We start from the raw sequence: 16,183 nt of genomic DNA, 5'->3' as shown, positions 1-16,183 counted from the left end.
GCTCCTATCGGTGGGGTGGTTCAGGGAGAGTCCAGCTGCAGGCGGTGGATCGTCGTCGAACCGTCGGTCAGCTGGGACAGCGGGCGGGCTCGCAGCGGCGGGTCGAAGGCGGGCCCGGACACCAGGCCTGGGCCCGTGCCAGTGATGAGGGGGCTGACGGTCAGGCACAGCTCGTCGATGACACCGGCCTGGAGCCACGTGCCGAGCAGGGCGGGCCCCCCTTCGCACAGCACCCGGCGCATCCCTCGGGCGCGGAGGTCAGCGAGCACCGCTGCCGGGGTGACATCGTCTGCATGGGTGACGACGTTGCCGTCCCCGAAGTAGCCGCGCAGGCGATCCAGCGTCGCCTCATCCGCACATGAGGTGTGGACGATGACATCGGAGTTGCCGGCGGCATCGAGACGGTCGGTGTCGATGTTTCCGGAGGCGGTGATGAGGACGAGTGCGGGAACGTCGGCCTGGCCGCGGCGGCGGCGCTGGGCGAGGTGGGCGCGCTTGGCGGCAAGCCGGGTGTAGCCTTCGGCGCGGGCGGTGCCGGCTCCGACGACGACGGCATCGGCCAGGGCGCGCAGCACGGAGAAGACCCGCATATCGGCAGGGGAGGAGATCTCCCGGGAGCTGCCGTGGGCGCCGGTGACCGCCCCGTCGAGAGTGGTGACCATGTTCGCCTGCACCCGCATGCCGTGCGGGCCGGTCAGCGGGCCGGAATCATAGAGAGCGGTCAGCGTCGGCTCGCCGAGCTCATAGGGCAGCAGCCGGGCCTGCGGGGTCAGCTCGCGCAGTGTCGTGCGGGTGGGGAAGTCAGCTCGTGCCGCCATGCGCTGCCCGACTCACCGGCCGAGGATGTCCGCAGGACCCATGACGATGTGCGGATCGAGCTCAGGATCGATGGTCTGCAGCAGATACTGCATCTCATCGGTCGGCACGGTCACACAGCCGCGGGTGGGGGAGTCGTGGTCGACGTGGAGCCAGATCTTGCCGCCTGCGTCCCAGCCCATCGGGCGGGTGTTGTCCGTCGGGGCAGTGCCGGGCTTGCGGTTGTAGTTGATGGCGATGACGTAGTCGAACACATCGCGCCAGTCCTCACCGTAGACCTGGGCGGCGCCATCGCGCAGGCCGCTGTCCTGGGTGTAGGGCAGCTTCGAGTTCGGGTCTGCCTTGGCCCCACCGGCGTCGGTGAGAGCGAACACGCCGACCGGCGTGGTGCCGTCGCCCTCGCGGCGCTCCTCTGCCCAGCCGCTGCGGCCGTTGTGGGCGGTGAAGACCTTGACCGCCTCCCATTCGGAGTCGGCATCAGCACGCTGGTAGAGCACCAGTTGGTTCTGCGTGTCCTTCTCGTCCTCACCGATGGCCACCAGCACCTGGCGGGCCGAATCGGGCACATCGCTGCGCGTCTCGGGTCCGACACCGGGCAGGGATGGGAACGTCTGACCGGCGGAGATGTCATCGGCAGGCATGACCTTGTCAGCATCCGGGGTGCTGGCCGCTTCGTCGTCTGCGGTGGAATCGGCGGCGTTGGGCTCGATGGGCGCCTGGACGGCTGGGGCCGGGAAATCACCGGGAGCCTGCAGCTGCGGAGCGCTGAGGCTGGAGCCGACACTCTCGGCAGCGACGGGAGCGCCGTCACCGGCTGCCTGCGCGTTGGCGCTGCCGGCTGCGCCGCATCCGGAGACGAGCAGTGCGGCCGCTGTCAGCACAGCAGCCGGCAGGACTGTCTTCGGCGCGATGGGCATACGGCCATTATTCCATGCTTGAGCAGGCAGTGCAGGATCCGGCGCGCCTGGTCACCTCCTGAGTACGCGGCTGTGAGCAGCAGACTAAACTGGGAGCACTATGACCCTGCCACCACCGCCGTCGCACCGGCCGCAGCCGCGCCGCCGCGCCGACTCCGAACCCGAGGAGTCGCTGACGACCCAGCTCTTCGTCGGCCAGCCCAAGCCGGGCGCCGACCGCTCTGCCGACCCCGCCGGCCCGGGAGCCAGCGGGCCCTCCGGCAGCCAGCCGCAGGCCGATGCCACCGCTGCGATGCCGCCGGTGTCCGGAACACCAACCGCCCCATCTCAGCCGCTGGCAGCGCCTGCCGGCCAGCCTTCGCCGGAGCCTGTCGGCGCCGCCGGAGACAGTGCGGAGTCGACGAAGATGCTCAGCCTCGAAGAGCTGCGTGAACTCGCTGCGGAGACCCGCGACGATCGGCTCGACGGCACCCGTGAGCAGGACATCCCGCGCGATCACCTGCCGAAGGCGACCAAGGCTGATGAGGCATTCGCCGAACAGCAGGCTGCACCCTCGGTGTGGCCGGCACGTCAGCCGTCCGATGCACCGCCACCGCCGGCACAGCCGCCGGTCGTCAGCCCGGCCGCCTCGCAGGCCTACGGCGCCACCCCGCCCGGTTACGGTGCAGTCCAGCCCGGTTACGCCGCCGCCCAGGGTCACAGCCCCGTGCAGAGCTATGGAGCGGCACCTGGCTATGCGCTCGGGCATGGAGCGCCGAGCCCCGGACAGTCTGCCGGTTTCGGGCAGCCGCCGGGCGTGCCGACCGGATCGTTCCCGCAGCCACCGGCACAGCCGCCGCGCAAGAAGGGCGGCCTGCCGGTCCCGGCCATCATCGCCATCATCCTCGCCGCGCTCATCGTCGCCGGCAGCATCGGCTACATCGTCTGGGATGTCAGCACCCGCAGCGACGACGTCCAGGGAGACACGCCCCCGCCGCCACCGGCTGACACCACCGAGCCGACGGGCGAGGCGAGCCAGGAGCCGACCGAGACCTCCGGTGAGCAGGTCGCTGAGTCCTTCACCACGCCTTCGGGCAACATCTCGTGCACGATCAGCAACGAACGCGCCCGCTGCGCGATCGCCAGTTTCGACTACGACCCACCGGCCGACAAGCCCGAGAACTGCAAGGTCGACCCGTGGGGATCCGTTGTCGTTGCCAATGCCGAGGGTGCCGGCTTCTCGTGTGCCGAAGCACCGCCGAGCAGCGGTGAGGCCCAGGAGCTCGCCTACGGCCAGAGCCTCGAGGCTCACGGGATGCGCTGTACCTCGAACGAGGACGGCGTCGAATGCTCGCACATGGAGTCGGGCAAGGGCTTCAAGATCGCCCGGGCTGCAGCAAACTTCACGAACTGACATCTCACACCTCGGACGCGGCTATGGATGCCAGCAGCTGCGTTCTAGGGTGGGAGCATGGCTAGGCACATCCTCCTCCTTCCGTGCCGCGGCGAGGCCTGACACAGGCCGCATCCTCGCCGCGGAGTCCGTGCTGCCGGTCGCTGACACACCCGCCGGGTCACTCGCCCACCTGCGATACTCCCGGGCTCTGAGCACACCACAGAGGATGAAACACCATGGCGAAACTGCAACAGCCGACCCCCATGCCCTTTGCGAAGTACAAGTCCTTCTTCGACCGCATCTCCCTCGACATGCGCGACAGGACCTGGCCAGACCAGCGGATCACCAAGGCCCCGCGCTGGCTCTCAACCGACCTGCGCGACGGCAACCAGGCACTCATCGACCCGATGACACCTGACCGCAAGCGCGCGATGTTCGACCTGCTCGTCCGCCTCGGGTTCAAGGAGATCGAGGTCGGCTTCCCGGCTGCCAGCCAGCCGGACTTCGACTTCGTCCGCCAGATCATCGAAGAGGACGCGATCCCTGATGATGTGCGCATCTCGGTGCTGACCCAGGCACGTGAGGACCTCATCGAGCGCACCGTCGAGAGCCTCGTCGGCGCCAAGAAGCCGACGGTGCACCTGTACAACGCCACCGCCCCGGTCTTCCGCAAGGTCGTCTTCGGCTTCGACGGCGAAGGCTATGACCAGACCCGCGACATCGCCATGCGCGGCACCCAGGCGGTCATGAAGCACGCCGAGTCGCTGCTCGGGGATGCCGACTTCGGCTACCAGTACTCGCCGGAGATCTTCGTCGACACCGAACCGGAGTTCGCCCTCGACATCGTCGGCAACGTCCTCGACATGTGGCAGCCGGCAGACGGCCGCGAGACCGTCGTCAACCTGCCGGCCACCGTCGAACGCGGCACCCCGAACACGTACGCCGACCAGATCGAATGGTTCTGCCGTCACGTGCCCTACCGGGAGGCCATCGCCGTCTCCCTGCACCCGCACAACGACCGCGGCACCGGTGTCGCAGCCGCTGAGCTCGGCATCATGGCTGGTGCCGACCGCATCGAGGGCTGCCTGTTCGGCAACGGCGAGCGCACCGGCAACCTCGACCTCGTCACCACCGCACTGAATCTGTTCTCCCAGGGAGTCGATCCCGAACTCGACTTCTCCGACATCGACGAGGTCATCCGCACCGTCGAGTACTGCAACCAGATCGGTGTGCACGAACGCCACCCTTACGGCGGCGATCTCGTGTTCACCTCGTTCTCCGGTTCGCACCAGGACGCGATCAACAAGGCCTTCGCCGACCGGGAGAAGAAGGCCAAAGAGGCCGGCGTGCCGACCGACGAGATGGAATGGGACATGCCCTACCTCCCGGTCGACCCCAAGGACCTCGGCCGCACCTATGAGGCGATCATCCGGGTGAACTCCCAGTCCGGAAAGGGCGGGGTCACCTACCTGCTCAAGAGCGAGTACGGCCTCGACATGCCCCGGCGCATGCAGGTGGAGTTCTCCAAGGTCGTCCAGCAGCACAGCGAATCCGGCGGCGAGATCCCGGCATCGGAGATCTGGCAGATCTTCTCCGATGAGTACCTGCCGGCAGAAGAGGCCAGCAAGAGCTGGGGCCGCTTCCGAGTCACAGCACTGCGCACCGAATCGGCTCACGTCGATGACGATGCCGCTGGCAAGAACGCCGAGCGCCTCGAAGTGACCCTGGAGACCGATGGCCAAGAGCGCTCCTACGAAGGCCACGGCACCGGCCCGCTGAACGCACTCGTCAACGTCATGAACGAGAACTTCGGCGTCGACGTGCGAGTCCAGGACTACACCGAGCACGCGATCGGCGCCGGAGCAGACACGACCGCAGCGGCCTACGTCGAGATCGCCATCGGCGACCGCGTGCTGTGGGGTGCTGGCATCCACCCGAATATCACGAAGGCCTCACTCAAGGCCGTCATCTCGGCGATCAACCGCTATATGCGGGATGAGACGAGCTTCGACGGACAGCAGTGACACGCTGAGAGCCGACAGGGCGCTGGGACGATCATCCCAGCGCCCTGTTCCGTCTTCAGTCGCGCTTCAGCCAGCCTGCTGATGCAGCAGGCGCGCCCAGCGGCGCAGCGCTGTCGTCAGTGTCGTGCCGATGAGCGTCAGGCACAGCAGGGCTGGGGCGAACAGCGGCCCGCCGCCGGGGACGAAGAATGCCGAGAGGAGCATGAGCGCCACAATGCCGGTCGTCACCGCCGCCGCCAGTGCCGCGATGCGCACGGCTGCAGCCGCTGAACCCGTGCGATCACGGGCACAGGCGCGCAGGGCGATGCCGAGTGCAGCCGCACACGCGACAGCAGAGATGCCACCAAGAGCAAAGGCGATCGCGTAGAGATCCAAGGCGGTGCTCAGACCCGGATACTCCGGGCGGAAGGCCAGCGCCTGGGCGACGACGGCAAGGGTGGCCGCTGCGATGGGGACGGTTGCGATCCATGCGGTGGCCGACAGGGCGGAGAAGACCCCGCGGGCAGGATTCGAGGCAGCCGGCTGATAGGTCTGAGTGGGATGAACAGCGGTCATCATGGCGGGGCTCCAGGTGTTCGCATCAGAGATCGAACTTTCATCGTGGATCTGGCTTCTGAGGCGATCCTGAGACGCAGATGAGAGACATCGGTGGAGTTTGGGCTGGCGGCACGCCCAGACAGCACCTCGCAGCGGCAGCGGGCCGGGAGTGAGATAATCGGCTGGTGAGGTTCTATCGTGATGTCGGCATCGTCCTCGGCGGGCACAAGCTCGGCGAGGCTGATCGCATCGTCATCATCCTCACCCGCAACCACGGCCTCATCCGCGCGGTCGCCAAGGGCATCCGCCGCACCAAATCCCGGTTCGGCTCCCGGCTGGAGCCGTTCATGTTCGTCGACGTGCAGTGCCACATCGGCCGCAGCCTCGACATCATCACCCAAGTCGAGCTGCTCGAGCCCTTCGCCCGCGGGATCATGTCCGACTACGACACCTACGCAGCAGCCACCGGCATGGCCGAAACGGCGATCCGCCTGACCGAGGACGAACCGCAGGCTCGCGCCCAGTTCCTGCTGCTTCTGGCCGCCATCCGCTCCCTGTGCAACGGCGAGCACGCCCCGGGCCTGAGCCGGGATGCCTATCTGCTGCGGGCGATGTCGCTGGCCGGCTGGGCGCCGAGCCTTGATGACTGCGCCCAGTGCGGGACACCTGGCCCGCATCGGGCGTTCTCACCAGCCCTCGGCGGTGCTGTCTGCCACTCCTGCCGCCCGCACGGCACTGCGCTGCCGAGTTCGGAGACGATGGACCACCTCACCGCGCTCATGTCCCGTGACTGGCAGCGGGTCGAGGCCAGCAGCGCCTACCAGCAGGCGGAGGCCTCCCGCCTCATTGTCACCTATGTCCAATGGCATCTGGAGCGCAAGGTCAAGTCCCTGGCCGTGCTCGCCAGCCAGCCGGCACCCGTCCAGCCGGCCTCACACCCGCCCGCCCCGTCAGCTTCTGTGGAGACCACATGACCTATCCCGCACCGCCGCCCCACCCCTCGGGAGCGGTCCCGCCTGCGATCCCGGCGAAGTTTGTGCCCGAGCATGTCGCCATCGTCATGGACGGCAACGGCCGGTGGGCTAATGAGCGCGGCCTGCCGCGCACCGAGGGGCACAAGGCAGGGGAGGCCTCTCTGCTCGACGTCATCCACGGGGCGATCGAAATCGGTGTGAAGCACCTGTCGGCCTATGCTTTCTCGACCGAGAACTGGAAGCGTTCGCCAGAGGAGGTGCGCTTCCTCATGGGCTTCAACCGCGATGTCATCCGCCGCCGCCGCGACGAGCTGCACGCCCTCGGTGTGCGCATCGTGTGGTCGGGTAGGCGCGGACGGCTGTGGAAGTCCGTCATCGACGAACTCGAACGCGCCGAGGAGATGACGAAGCACAACACCGGGCTGATGCTGCAGTTCTGCGTCAACTACGGCGGCCGCTCCGAACTCGTCGACGCCGTCAACGCCATCACCCGCGAGGTCGCTGCCGGGAAGATGAAGCCGGGCAAGATCACCGAGAAGGCCCTGACCAACCGGCTGTACCACCCCGAAGTCCCCGATGTGGACCTGTTCCTCCGGTCCTCGGGTGAGCAGCGGACCTCGAACTTCCTGCTGTGGCAGTCGGCCTATGCCGAGATGGTCTTCCAGGACGTGCTGTGGCCCGACGTCGACCGCCGCACCCTGTGGGCGGCCATCGAGGAGTACGCGCGCCGCGACCGCCGCTTCGGAGCGGCCGTCGACGCCCCGAAATGACTCACACGTCGATCTCGACCGGCCCGAGCGGCACCGCCGAGCACACGAGCACCTCATCAGCGTCCCGCGGCGCTGACGGCTCGATCGGATAGGCGATCTGACCGGCGCGCAGGGTCAGCGCGCACTTCCCGCACGCCCCGGCCCGGCACAGGCTGTCGACGTCGACGTCGCAGCGTTCGAGCGCGTCGAGCAGCATCCCCTGCTCCGGTGTCCAGTCGAACACCGTGCCCGAGGCGGTGGTCACCGTGGCAGGCACGCCGGCCTCGGGTGCGTACCGGCTGAGGTCGATGCAGGTCATGTCGGCAGGTGAGGTGAAGATCTCGGTGTGGATCTGCTCGGCTGCGAGCCCGGCTGCAGCGGCCGCATCGATCGCCGCAGCGGTGAACGCCGGCGGGCCGCAGATGACGAGGCTCGTGCTGGGCCCGACGTGACAGGCCAGTTCGGCTGCGCTCAGCCGGGAGCCGTCGTGGGTTGGGTCGGTGCAGCGGCGTGTGAGCTCAGGTGCCGGTGACATGCCTGCGGCGAGATCGGTGAGCTCCTCCCATAGCCGGCTGGGCGCCGGGCTGCGTTCGGAGTGGAGGATGCGCACCTGCCGGCCGGCCAAACCGGGCAGCAGGGACAGTGCCGGGGTGATGCCGATGCCGGCGGTGAGGAACACGACCTCGTCACCGAGCCGATCGGCGGTCACCTGCCCGAACGGCCCGGAGACCAGCAGCCTGTCACCGGCTTTCATGCCCGCCAGCGGGTGGGAGACGCCGGTGCGGATGCGCACCCGCAGGTCCAGTGCGTTCCCGGTGACGCCGGTGACCGTGTAGCAGCGCCAGGTCGGCGTGCCGGCCGGCGAGGCAGGCAGGTGCACCCGCACATGCATGCCGGGGGAGTAGAAGTCGGAGATGAACCCGAGATCGTCGCGCAGCCGGATCTCAGCAACACCCTCACGGCAGTCAACCGCCTCGACGGACATCTCCCGCGGGGCGGTCTGGCGTTTGAGCGCCTCCGCCGGTGCCTCACCGAGGATCTCGATCCGATCGCCGGGCCGGATCTCACCGTTCGTGGTGACGGAGAGGTAGATCCCGCAGTGCAGATGCCCGCAGCCGGCGGCCAGCAGGCGGGGGATCGGCAGGTCAGCCGCTCCCGAGGTGGGATCGACTTCGGTGGCCGAGCAGCGTTCGATCGGAGAGCGCACAACCGCTTCGACCCCGCCGATGCGCAGCCGCTTGCCGACCAGCCCGAACTCCGCGAAGGCAGGGAGCCCGTCGATGAGGATGTTGCCGCGGAAGCGCAGCGGATCGACCGGCCCGCCAGCGAGTCCTTCGAGTGCCTGCGCGGTCGCCGGATTGATGATCGACAAACCGGACACCTGCGAGTCGAACATCCCCTGGTCAGCAGACACGAGCTCGCGTCGGTGCGGCCCGTGAGGCGTGAGCCGGGCAGCAAGGAAATCCTCTGCCGCGCGCAAGCTCTCAGGTTCATCGATGGAGAAGCTCACCTGCTTGCCATCGGGTGCCTGCAGATCGATCGCGACACCCGCCTCGGGAGCGGACACATCGTGCCGAGTGTGCACCTGCCACTGCTGCAGCGAGGTGTCGTTCTTCAGCACTGTGAACGTGCGCGGGCCAGCCCACTGGCCGGGCACCGCCGGTGCGGCACCGGTGGTGAAGGCGAAGGCTCGGTCGCCGTCGAATCCCGAGCCGGCGCGCGCAAAGCCAGCGTTGATCTGCTCGGCGGGGAAGCCTTTGAGCGGAAAGCGGAAGAGGGCGGAGACGCGCATGGAGGCCATGCTACTCCGCCCTCTTCACGTGCCCGCAGACTGTTTCAGCCTGCGGAGGGACTCACTTCCGGGGTGCGCCGGCCTTCTGGTAGCCGCCCTTGCGGTGACCACCGCCGGAACCACCCGAGCGCGGACCGCCGGGGCCGCGGCCGTGCTTCTTGCGGAAGCCGGGCTTCGAACCCTGATCGGCGCCCGCCCCGCGGTCGAAGCGCTTCTTGAATGGCCGGCCCGGGCGTCCGGTGTCCGGGCGCAGGTCGATGTGCTTGCCCTGGATGCGGGTGCGCGACAGACGTTCGAAGACTTCCTCGGGCAGGTCAGCCGGAAGGTCGACAAGCGAGTGGTTCGAGCGGATGTCGATGTGCCCGATCTGGGCCGAGGTCAGGCCGCCTTCGTTGGCGATCGCGCCGACGATGCCACCGGGCTGGACGCGCTCATTGCGGCCGACGGCGAGGCGGTAGGTGCGCATGCCGTCCTTGCGGTGCTTGCCTCCCTTGCCTGCATCGCGCTCGGAGCGCGGCTTGCGGGCACTGGGCTCCGGCAGCGGCTCAGCGGCCAGAGTCTCACCGTCGAGCAGCAGGGTCGCCAGCGCTGCAGCGACCTCGGTGGCCGGCACATTGTGGGCCTGCTCGTACTGTTCGATGACCGGTCGCATCTCGGTCAGGTCGAGGGTCTCGAGTGCCTCGGTGATGCGGGCCTTGAACTTATCGGTCCGCGTGTTCGTCAGCTCCTCAGGTGTCGGCAGCACGAGCTTCTCAACCGAGCGGCGGGTGGCCTTCTCGATCGACTTGAGCAGGTGGTGCTCACGCGGGGTGACGAACAGAATCGCCTCACCGGAGCGCCCGGCGCGGCCGGTGCGCCCGATCCGGTGGACGTAGGCCTCCGGGTCGTGCGGGATGTCGTAGTTGACGACGAGTTCGATGCGCTCGACGTCGAGGCCGCGGGCGGCGACGTCGGTGGCGACGAGGATGTCGATGTGACCGGCCTTGAGCTGTTCGACGGTGCGCTCACGGGCCTGCTGCGGGATGTCGCCGTTGATGGCGGCGGCCTTGAAGCCGCGGGCACGCAGCTTGTCGGCCAGCTCTTCGGTGGCCTGCTTGGTGCGCACGAACATGATGATGCCGTCGTACTGCTCGACTTCGAGGATGCGGGTGAGGGCATCGAGCTTGTGCGAGTGCATGACGGTCAGGAACCGCTGGCGGATGTTCGTCCCGGTCGTCGAGGACGGGGTCACCCGGATCTCGCGCGGGTTATTCAGGTAGCGTTCGGCGATCCGGTGGATCGACTTCGGCATGGTCGCCGAGAACAGCGCGACCTGCCGCTGGTCACCGGCGGCTTCGAAGATCGCCTCGATGTCCTCCTGGAAGCCCATCTTGAGCATCTCATCGGCCTCATCGAGGACGAGGTGGCGCAGATTGTGCAGCTTAAGCGAACCGCGGTTGAGGTGGTCGATGACGCGGCCGGGCGTGCCGACGACGACCTGCGCCCCGCGCTTGAGGCCAGCCAGCTGCGGGCCGTAGGACTGTCCGCCGTAGATCGGCAGGATCGAGAACCCGGACAGGTGGGCGGCATACGAGGTGAACGCCTCGGCCACCTGCAGCGCCAGTTCACGGGTCGGGGCGAGAACGAGGGCCAGCGGGCCGTCATCGGCGCGGCCGGCATCGGCGAGGCTGTCGAGGACAGGCACAGCGAAGGCAGCGGTCTTGCCGGTGCCGGTCTGGGCAAGGCCCATGACGTCCTCACCGTCGAGCAGCGGCGGGATCGCCTGCTCCTGCACGGCAGACGGGGTCTCATAGCCGAGGTCGGTCAGAGCGGAGAGGATCCGCGGGTCGATGTCGAAGTCGCAGAACTGCACGGCTGGTGGCTGGATCTCAGCAGCGGCATCGGTGGTGGGGGTGGCGGGCGCCTGCGGGTCGGCAGACGGGTGGACGGATGTCATGAATCTCCAAAAGGGGCACACGGATCACGGAATGGACAGACTTCGGCATCGGAACATGCCTCGAAGTGGGAGTGTGATCGAACTCTTGCGGCCGAAGGAGCGTCATCTGTCAGACACGAAGCGGCCGGAACCACAGTCAATCCTACCTGCCGCAGCCGCCGTTGCCTGCATCGGGCTCATGTGTGACCGGACACGTCACCTCAGCTGCGGACGTCGAGGATGAGCTCACACAGCTCATGCGGGGCGATCTCATCCGGCCAGTCCGGCAGCCTGTCCTGCCCGGCCGGTGACCAGGTGATGACGAAGGAAGCGCACTCCTCAGGAGTGTCCCCGCCATGCCCACCGGCATCGACATGCCCATGGTCGGTGACGATGACGACCAGCCAGTCCTCACCGTGCTCAGCAGCCTGCTGCTCGATCGCAGCGGCAATCCGGCCAGCGTGCGCATCGACCCGGCCGATCGCCTGCCGGTACTCCTCACCCATGAGCCCGTAGAGGTGCCCGGTCTCATCAACATCGCAGAAGTACACGAACGACACATCAGCAGCCTGAGAACCTGCCAACATCGCGGTGGCATAGTCGGCGATCTCAGCATCGACGCGCACATAGCCGTGGGTCTCACCATCGCGGGCGATGACGCGGTGCTGGCCGGCCCACTGCTGCTCCAAGCGCTGGTGGATGACCGGGCCGAGCCCGTTGGGGTCGATGAGCGGCGGCCACCCGGCAGCCGCGAACGTCGTCGTCGACTGGTCGGCATAGAAGGCCCGGGAGAGCAGGTCCGGCCGCGAGTACAGCCGGTGGCCGATGAAGTCGTTGCCGGTGACCCCGTGCTGGACGTGTGTCGATCCGGTCAGGATGCTCGCCCAGCCCGGCCCGGACAGCGTCGGCGGCACCATCGTCATCCCATGCAGTCGCCCGGCCGCCCGCATCCGGCTCAGGTGCGGGGCGATGCCTTCTTCGCCGGTGATCGACAGGCGGCAGCCGTCGATGCCGAGCAGCAGGACCTTCCGCCCGCTCATGCGCGGACTCCCGTGTGCGCATCCCTGTCCGAGGCGGCGGCCGCCTGAGCATCGCCGGTGCCCGAGGAGGCGGCTGGGCCGGCAGGTTCGAGGACGGCTTCGCTGCGCAGCAGCTGCAGGCTGACATCAGCGCCGAGGGCGAACGCGCTCGCCTGCGCGGTCGAGAGGTCGACACGCACCGGGTGGGGGAGCTCGGCGACATCGACGTAGACACTGCTGAGCGAACCGCGCAGCACACTCGAGTGCACGACACCGGCCAGACCCGGGCGGGTGTCGACGGCATCTGTGGGGCTGATGGCGATGTCCTCAGGCCGGATGAGCGCGATGGCAGCTGTGGTGCCGTCCGGCAGCTCACCAATCGGGGTGACAGGCCGGCCGGCGACAGCGAAGGTGCCATCAGCAGCCTTCTTCGCCGGCATCCGGTTGACGTTGCCGACGAAGGTCGCCACGAACGGGCTGACCGGCCGGCGGTAGAGCTCGGCAGGTGTGTCGAGCTGTTCGATGCGCCCGGCATTCATGACACCGACCCGGTCTGCCATCGTCAGGGCCTCCTCCTGGTCGTGGGTGACCATAAGGGTGGTGATGTTCTTCTCCATCTGGATGCGGCGGATGTGCTCGCGCAGCTGCACACGCACCGCGGCATCGAGAGCTGAGAGCGGTTCATCGAGCAGCAGCACATTCGGCTCCAGTGCCAACGCCCGGGCCAATGCGACGCGCTGCTGCTGGCCGCCGGAGAGCTGGGCAGGATACTTCCCCGCGTGCTCGGCCAGCCCGACGGTCTCCAGCAGCTCGGCTGCTGTCGCAGCACGGCCGGCCTGCCGGCGGATGCGCAGCCCGTAACCGACGTTCTCGGCAGCGGTCATGTGCGGGAAGAGGCTGTATGACTGGAAGACGATGCCGATGCCGCGGCGACGCACATCGACGCGGGTGACGTCGCGCTCGCCGATGTGCACGGTGCCGGCATCCGGGGTCTCCAGACCAGCAAGAATCCGAAGCGTCGTCGTCTTCCCGCAGCCCGACGGGCCGAGCAGGGCCAGCAGCTCTCCGCGGTGCAGGTCGAGGCTGAGGTCGGACAGGACGGTCTTGGATCCGTAGGTCTTCGTGACTCCGGACAGGGACACGAACTCCTCGCGCAGGGGCGTGGTGATGGTGGTCATGGCTGTTCCTTGGCGGTGGAGGTGACAGAGGGTGCGGCTGCCGGTGTGCGCCTGCGGCGGTTGCCGGCAGCCGAGATGAGCGAGATGAGGGCCAGCAGGCCCCAGGTGGCGAGCATCGTGACGAACGACAGGGCTGCCGCTCCGCGCGGTGCCGCGGCCCCGGTCTCGACGAGGAAAACCGGGAAGGTGTACTGCAGCAGTAGGCTGGCCAGGGCGAACTCGCCGAGCACCATCGCCATGCACAGCAGCCCGGCCGACAGCAGAGCTGCGCGCATATTCGGCAGCACGATGCCGATGAGCGTGCGCCACGGGGAGGCTCCGAGGCTCGCGGCTGCCGCGAAGAGGGTCCGCAGGTGAAGGGCCGTCAGCCCGGCATCGAGGGCGCGGTAGACCAGCGGCATCGTGATGATGACGTAGAAGGGCACGAGCGCATACGGGCTGACGAGGAACCCAGGGGCGACAGCGCGGAAGAACACCCCGGCACCGGCGACGAGCGCGACAGCCGGGACGACGATCGGGATGACTGACAGCGCCTCCGCCAGCTTCGCTGCCCGTGGGGCCTTGAGGTGCAGGTAGACGATCGTGGGCACCAGCAGCGCCAGCGACGCCGCAGTCGTCAGCAGCCCGAGCACCACGGTCATGGTGACCGCCTGCACGGCCATCGGGTTGGCGAACGCCTGGCTGAGGCTCTCAAACGTCAGCCCGATGCCGGGCAGGGTGAATCCGAAGATCGCCGAGGCGATGAGCGGGGTGAAGAACAGCACCATCGCCAGCACGAGAACGACGATGCCGGGCACATGGACCCGGCCGGCAGGCCGGGTGCGCTTCCCGTGCCCGAGGCGGCCGGCGCCTCGGGCACGGGCGTCACCGGTTCCTGCCGGGGTGCCGGAGGGGGTGGTCAGGAGTTCGACGGAAGCTGCCAACGCCGTGACCTCCTTTCGATGAGCAGGCGGATGCCCATGGCGACGATGATGACGAGCATCATGCCGGTGGCCAGGGCGGCGGCCATCGATTCGTCGAGCATGACGTTGCCGCGCAGGAAGAAGCCGATGACGATCGGCACGAGGTTGAGTCCGCCGCCGGCCAGTGCATAGGCGGTGGCGTAGGCGGAGAACGAGTTGGCGAACAGCAGCAGGAGCGCCCCGACGATCGAGGGGGTCAGGATCGGCAGGGCGATGTCGGTGAGATACCGCAACCAGGAGGCGCCCATCGTCTGGGCGGCCTCGGACATCTGCTGGGTCAGGGCGCCGAGGGCCGGCAGGATGAGCACGGTCATGAGCGGTGCCTGGAAGTACAGGTAGACCAGTGCCACGCCCCAGAAGGAGTCGAGGCGGAACCCGTCGAGGCTGCCGGGGAAGACGTCGGTGACGAGCAGGGTGACCAGCCCCTGGGAGCCGAGGGCTGCGATGAACGCGAACGCCAGCGGCACCCCGCCGGACTGGCTGGCCAGGGCCGAATAGCTCATGACGAGCCGGGCCAGCCAGGCCGGGCGGGTCACCACGGTCAGCGCCCACGCGAGGATGAGCCCGAGGATGCCTCCCAGCAGTGCGGTGACGAGCGAGAGGTTCGTCGTCATGAGGAAGGCATCGGCGTACTGCGGCTCGGCCAGCTGGGTGAGGCTGGCGGTCGAGAGCTGCCCTCCAGGGGTGAGGGCAGCCCAGACGTTGGCGATGACCGGGATGATGAGGAAGACGGTGACGAACGCGAAGAACGGCACCGCTCCCCAGGGGATGGTCCGGGTGGGCTTCATGGGCGGACCTTGCCGGCCCACTCGCGGGTGATGAGCTCGGCGCCCCTCTCGCCTTGGGCGACGGTCGGGAAGTTCACTGCTTCGAGGATCTTCGGCTCCGGCAGCTTGGCCAGGGCCTCCTCGGAGAGCTTGCCGGCTTCGGACAGCTCGGTGAAGCGGGCCGGGATCGCCCCGCCGAGGGCGTACTGCTCGCTGCCCTCGTCGCTGGTGAGCCAGTCGACCCACAGGCGGGCGGCATTGGGCTGCGGGGAGTCGATGGTGCACGGCTGGGCGTAGAAGTTGCCGAACACCGCCTCCTCCGGCACGAAGTGCTCAAGGTCCACACCGGAGGTCTTCATCTCCTCTTCGATGCCGAGGAAGTTGTAGTTCCAGTCGAAGACGACCGCGGCCTGCCCGGTCGAGAGCGCATTGGGCACCGAGGAGATGTTGACAAGGTTGCCGGAGGCGGCGAGCTCGGCGAAGAACTCGATGCCCGGTCCGACATCGTCGAGGCTGCCGCCGTTGGCCAGGGCAGCGGTGAAGACGGTCGCGATCGACGAGGCGCCTTCGCGCGGGTCGCCGGGGAGTGCGACCTTGCCCTTGTAGGCGGGATCGAGGAGGTCGGAGAGCTTCTCGGGCTTATCGGCGAGCTTCGTGTTCACGCCCAGGGACAGCACGCCGTAGTAGGCGCCGACCCAACGGCCCTCGGGGTCCTTGAGGTCTTCGGGGATGGCATCGAAGTTCGAGGGCTTGTACGGGGAGATGAGGTCCTCGGAGATCGCGGTCTCGGTGAAGGTGTAGCCGATGTCGAGGACATCGGGCTGGGTCTTCTGGCCCTTGAGCTGCTTGACCGACTGCAGTTCCTCAGCCGAGGAGGCCTCCGGGCTGGCGACCGGGGTGTCGACGCCGTACTTGGCCTTGAACTTCTCGAAGTGGCCCTTGTAGTTCGCCCACGTCTCCGGATACGCGATGAGCTGGACTTTGCCCTCCTTCTGGGCGAGTTCGATGATCTCCTCCAGCGTGGTGCCGATCTCCGTCGACGCGCTGGCGGTGTTGTCGGAGCAGCCGGCGAGGCCGAGGCCCGCGGTGGTGAGGGTCAGGGCGCTGAGGCCGAGAAAGGAACGGCGGGTGGTGGTCATGATTCTCCTTTGGCGAGGT

General features: G+C 68.1%; 14 protein-coding genes. 4 read left to right on the top strand and 10 right to left on the bottom strand.

Annotated elements, in window-relative coordinates; genetic code table 11:
• Window positions 1–20: 20 nt before the first annotated feature.
• Both HLA91_RS08110 and HLA91_RS08105 read right to left on the bottom strand, forming a co-directional pair.
• The gene (locus HLA91_RS08110; protein ID WP_170274260.1) at window positions 21–818 is read right to left on the bottom strand and encodes a dihydrofolate reductase family protein; all 798 of its coding nucleotides are present in this window, start codon (window positions 816–818) and stop codon (window positions 21–23) included.
• Between the two features lie 12 nt (window positions 819–830).
• Window positions 831–1,733, bottom strand: coding sequence for a L,D-transpeptidase family protein (locus tag HLA91_RS08105; protein ID WP_102160458.1), 903 nt, complete (start codon window positions 1,731–1,733; stop codon window positions 831–833).
• A gap of 100 nt (window positions 1,734–1,833) precedes the next feature.
• Here HLA91_RS08105 and HLA91_RS08100 point away from each other — a divergent pair, with 100 nt between their 5' ends.
• Window positions 1,834–3,126 (top strand): DUF6636 domain-containing protein, encoded by a 1,293-nt coding sequence (locus HLA91_RS08100; protein ID WP_170274259.1) that lies wholly within the window; start codon window positions 1,834–1,836, stop codon window positions 3,124–3,126.
• 218 nt (window positions 3,127–3,344) lie between these two features.
• Window positions 3,345–5,132, top strand: a complete 1,788-nt coding sequence (leuA, locus tag HLA91_RS08095) for a 2-isopropylmalate synthase (protein ID WP_170274258.1) — start codon at window positions 3,345–3,347, stop codon at window positions 5,130–5,132.
• Window positions 5,133–5,198: 66 nt separating this feature from the next.
• Here the strand turns inward: leuA and HLA91_RS08090 are convergent, their stop codons facing one another.
• Entirely contained in the window at window positions 5,199–5,690 is a 492-nt protein-coding gene (locus HLA91_RS08090) for a hypothetical protein (protein ID WP_165882766.1), read from the bottom strand.
• 164 nt (window positions 5,691–5,854) lie between these two features.
• On the opposite strand from HLA91_RS08090, the gene recO reads away from it, so the two are divergent.
• Both recO and HLA91_RS08080 read left to right on the top strand, forming a co-directional pair.
• Window positions 5,855–6,643, top strand: a complete 789-nt coding sequence (gene recO, locus HLA91_RS08085; RefSeq protein WP_165882767.1) for a DNA repair protein RecO — start codon at window positions 5,855–5,857, stop codon at window positions 6,641–6,643.
• Window positions 6,640–7,413: an isoprenyl transferase gene (locus HLA91_RS08080; protein ID WP_165882768.1), complete on the top strand. Its 774-nt coding sequence runs from the start codon at window positions 6,640–6,642 to the stop codon at window positions 7,411–7,413. The genes recO and HLA91_RS08080 overlap by 4 nt, the downstream gene beginning before the upstream one ends.
• Before the next feature lies 1 nt (window position 7,414).
• Here the strand turns inward: HLA91_RS08080 and HLA91_RS08075 are convergent, their stop codons facing one another.
• The 7 genes from HLA91_RS08075 to HLA91_RS08045 form a co-directional block, all read right to left on the bottom strand.
• Window positions 7,415–9,184 (bottom strand): MOSC domain-containing protein, encoded by a 1,770-nt coding sequence (locus tag HLA91_RS08075; protein ID WP_170274257.1) that lies wholly within the window; start codon window positions 9,182–9,184, stop codon window positions 7,415–7,417.
• Between the two features lie 61 nt (window positions 9,185–9,245).
• Complete coding sequence (locus HLA91_RS08070) at window positions 9,246–11,120, bottom strand: DEAD/DEAH box helicase (RefSeq protein ID WP_165882770.1); 1,875 nt, start codon at window positions 11,118–11,120, stop codon at window positions 9,246–9,248.
• A gap of 200 nt (window positions 11,121–11,320) precedes the next feature.
• Complete coding sequence (locus tag HLA91_RS08065) at window positions 11,321–12,139, bottom strand: alkaline phosphatase family protein (RefSeq protein ID WP_170274256.1); 819 nt, start codon at window positions 12,137–12,139, stop codon at window positions 11,321–11,323.
• Window positions 12,136–13,296 carry an ABC transporter ATP-binding protein gene (locus HLA91_RS08060; RefSeq protein ID WP_170274255.1) on the bottom strand — a complete coding sequence of 387 codons (1,161 nt, stop codon included), beginning with the start codon at window positions 13,294–13,296 and terminating at the stop codon, window positions 12,136–12,138. Before HLA91_RS08060 ends, HLA91_RS08065 begins: the two co-directional genes overlap by 4 nt.
• Window positions 13,293–14,219: an ABC transporter permease gene (locus tag HLA91_RS08055; RefSeq protein WP_170274254.1), complete on the bottom strand. Its 927-nt coding sequence runs from the start codon at window positions 14,217–14,219 to the stop codon at window positions 13,293–13,295. The genes HLA91_RS08060 and HLA91_RS08055 overlap by 4 nt, the downstream gene beginning before the upstream one ends.
• Window positions 14,195–15,046, bottom strand: a complete 852-nt coding sequence (locus HLA91_RS08050) for an ABC transporter permease (RefSeq protein WP_170274253.1) — start codon at window positions 15,044–15,046, stop codon at window positions 14,195–14,197. The genes HLA91_RS08055 and HLA91_RS08050 overlap by 25 nt, the downstream gene beginning before the upstream one ends.
• On the bottom strand, window positions 15,043–16,164 hold the full coding sequence (locus HLA91_RS08045) for an ABC transporter substrate-binding protein (RefSeq protein ID WP_170274252.1): 1,122 nt from the start codon (window positions 16,162–16,164) through the stop codon (window positions 15,043–15,045). Before HLA91_RS08045 ends, HLA91_RS08050 begins: the two co-directional genes overlap by 4 nt.
• Window positions 16,165–16,183: the final 19 nt, after the last annotated feature.

It is taken from the genome of Brevibacterium luteolum, assembly GCF_013004595.1.
Classification (GTDB): Bacteria; Actinomycetota; Actinomycetes; order Actinomycetales; family Brevibacteriaceae; genus Brevibacterium; species Brevibacterium luteolum.
The sequence above is the reverse complement of the archived record's forward strand: the minus strand, read 5'-3'. Positions and strand labels throughout refer to the sequence as shown.

Bases quoted from the DNA above. Each gene is read 5' to 3' on its own strand.
- HLA91_RS08070 (WP_165882770.1), bottom strand. From the start codon at position 11,120: ATGACATCCGTCCACCCGTCTGCCGACCCGCAGGCGCCCGCCACCCCC.
- HLA91_RS08050 (WP_170274253.1), bottom strand. From the start codon at position 15,046: ATGAAGCCCACCCGGACCATCCCCTGGGGAGCGGTGCCGTTCTTCGCG.
- HLA91_RS08080 (WP_165882768.1), top strand. From the start codon at position 6,640: ATGACCTATCCCGCACCGCCGCCCCACCCCTCGGGAGCGGTCCCGCCT.
- HLA91_RS08060 (WP_170274255.1), bottom strand. From the start codon at position 13,296: ATGACCACCATCACCACGCCCCTGCGCGAGGAGTTCGTGTCCCTGTCC.
- leuA (WP_170274258.1), top strand. From the start codon at position 3,345: ATGGCGAAACTGCAACAGCCGACCCCCATGCCCTTTGCGAAGTACAAG.
- HLA91_RS08090 (WP_165882766.1), bottom strand. From the start codon at position 5,690: ATGATGACCGCTGTTCATCCCACTCAGACCTATCAGCCGGCTGCCTCG.
- HLA91_RS08065 (WP_170274256.1), bottom strand. From the start codon at position 12,139: ATGAGCGGGCGGAAGGTCCTGCTGCTCGGCATCGACGGCTGCCGCCTG.
- HLA91_RS08110 (WP_170274260.1), bottom strand. From the start codon at position 818: ATGGCGGCACGAGCTGACTTCCCCACCCGCACGACACTGCGCGAGCTG.
- HLA91_RS08105 (WP_102160458.1), bottom strand. From the start codon at position 1,733: ATGCCCATCGCGCCGAAGACAGTCCTGCCGGCTGCTGTGCTGACAGCG.
- HLA91_RS08045 (WP_170274252.1), bottom strand. From the start codon at position 16,164: ATGACCACCACCCGCCGTTCCTTTCTCGGCCTCAGCGCCCTGACCCTC.
- HLA91_RS08075 (WP_170274257.1), bottom strand. From the start codon at position 9,184: ATGCGCGTCTCCGCCCTCTTCCGCTTTCCGCTCAAAGGCTTCCCCGCC.
- HLA91_RS08100 (WP_170274259.1), top strand. From the start codon at position 1,834: ATGACCCTGCCACCACCGCCGTCGCACCGGCCGCAGCCGCGCCGCCGC.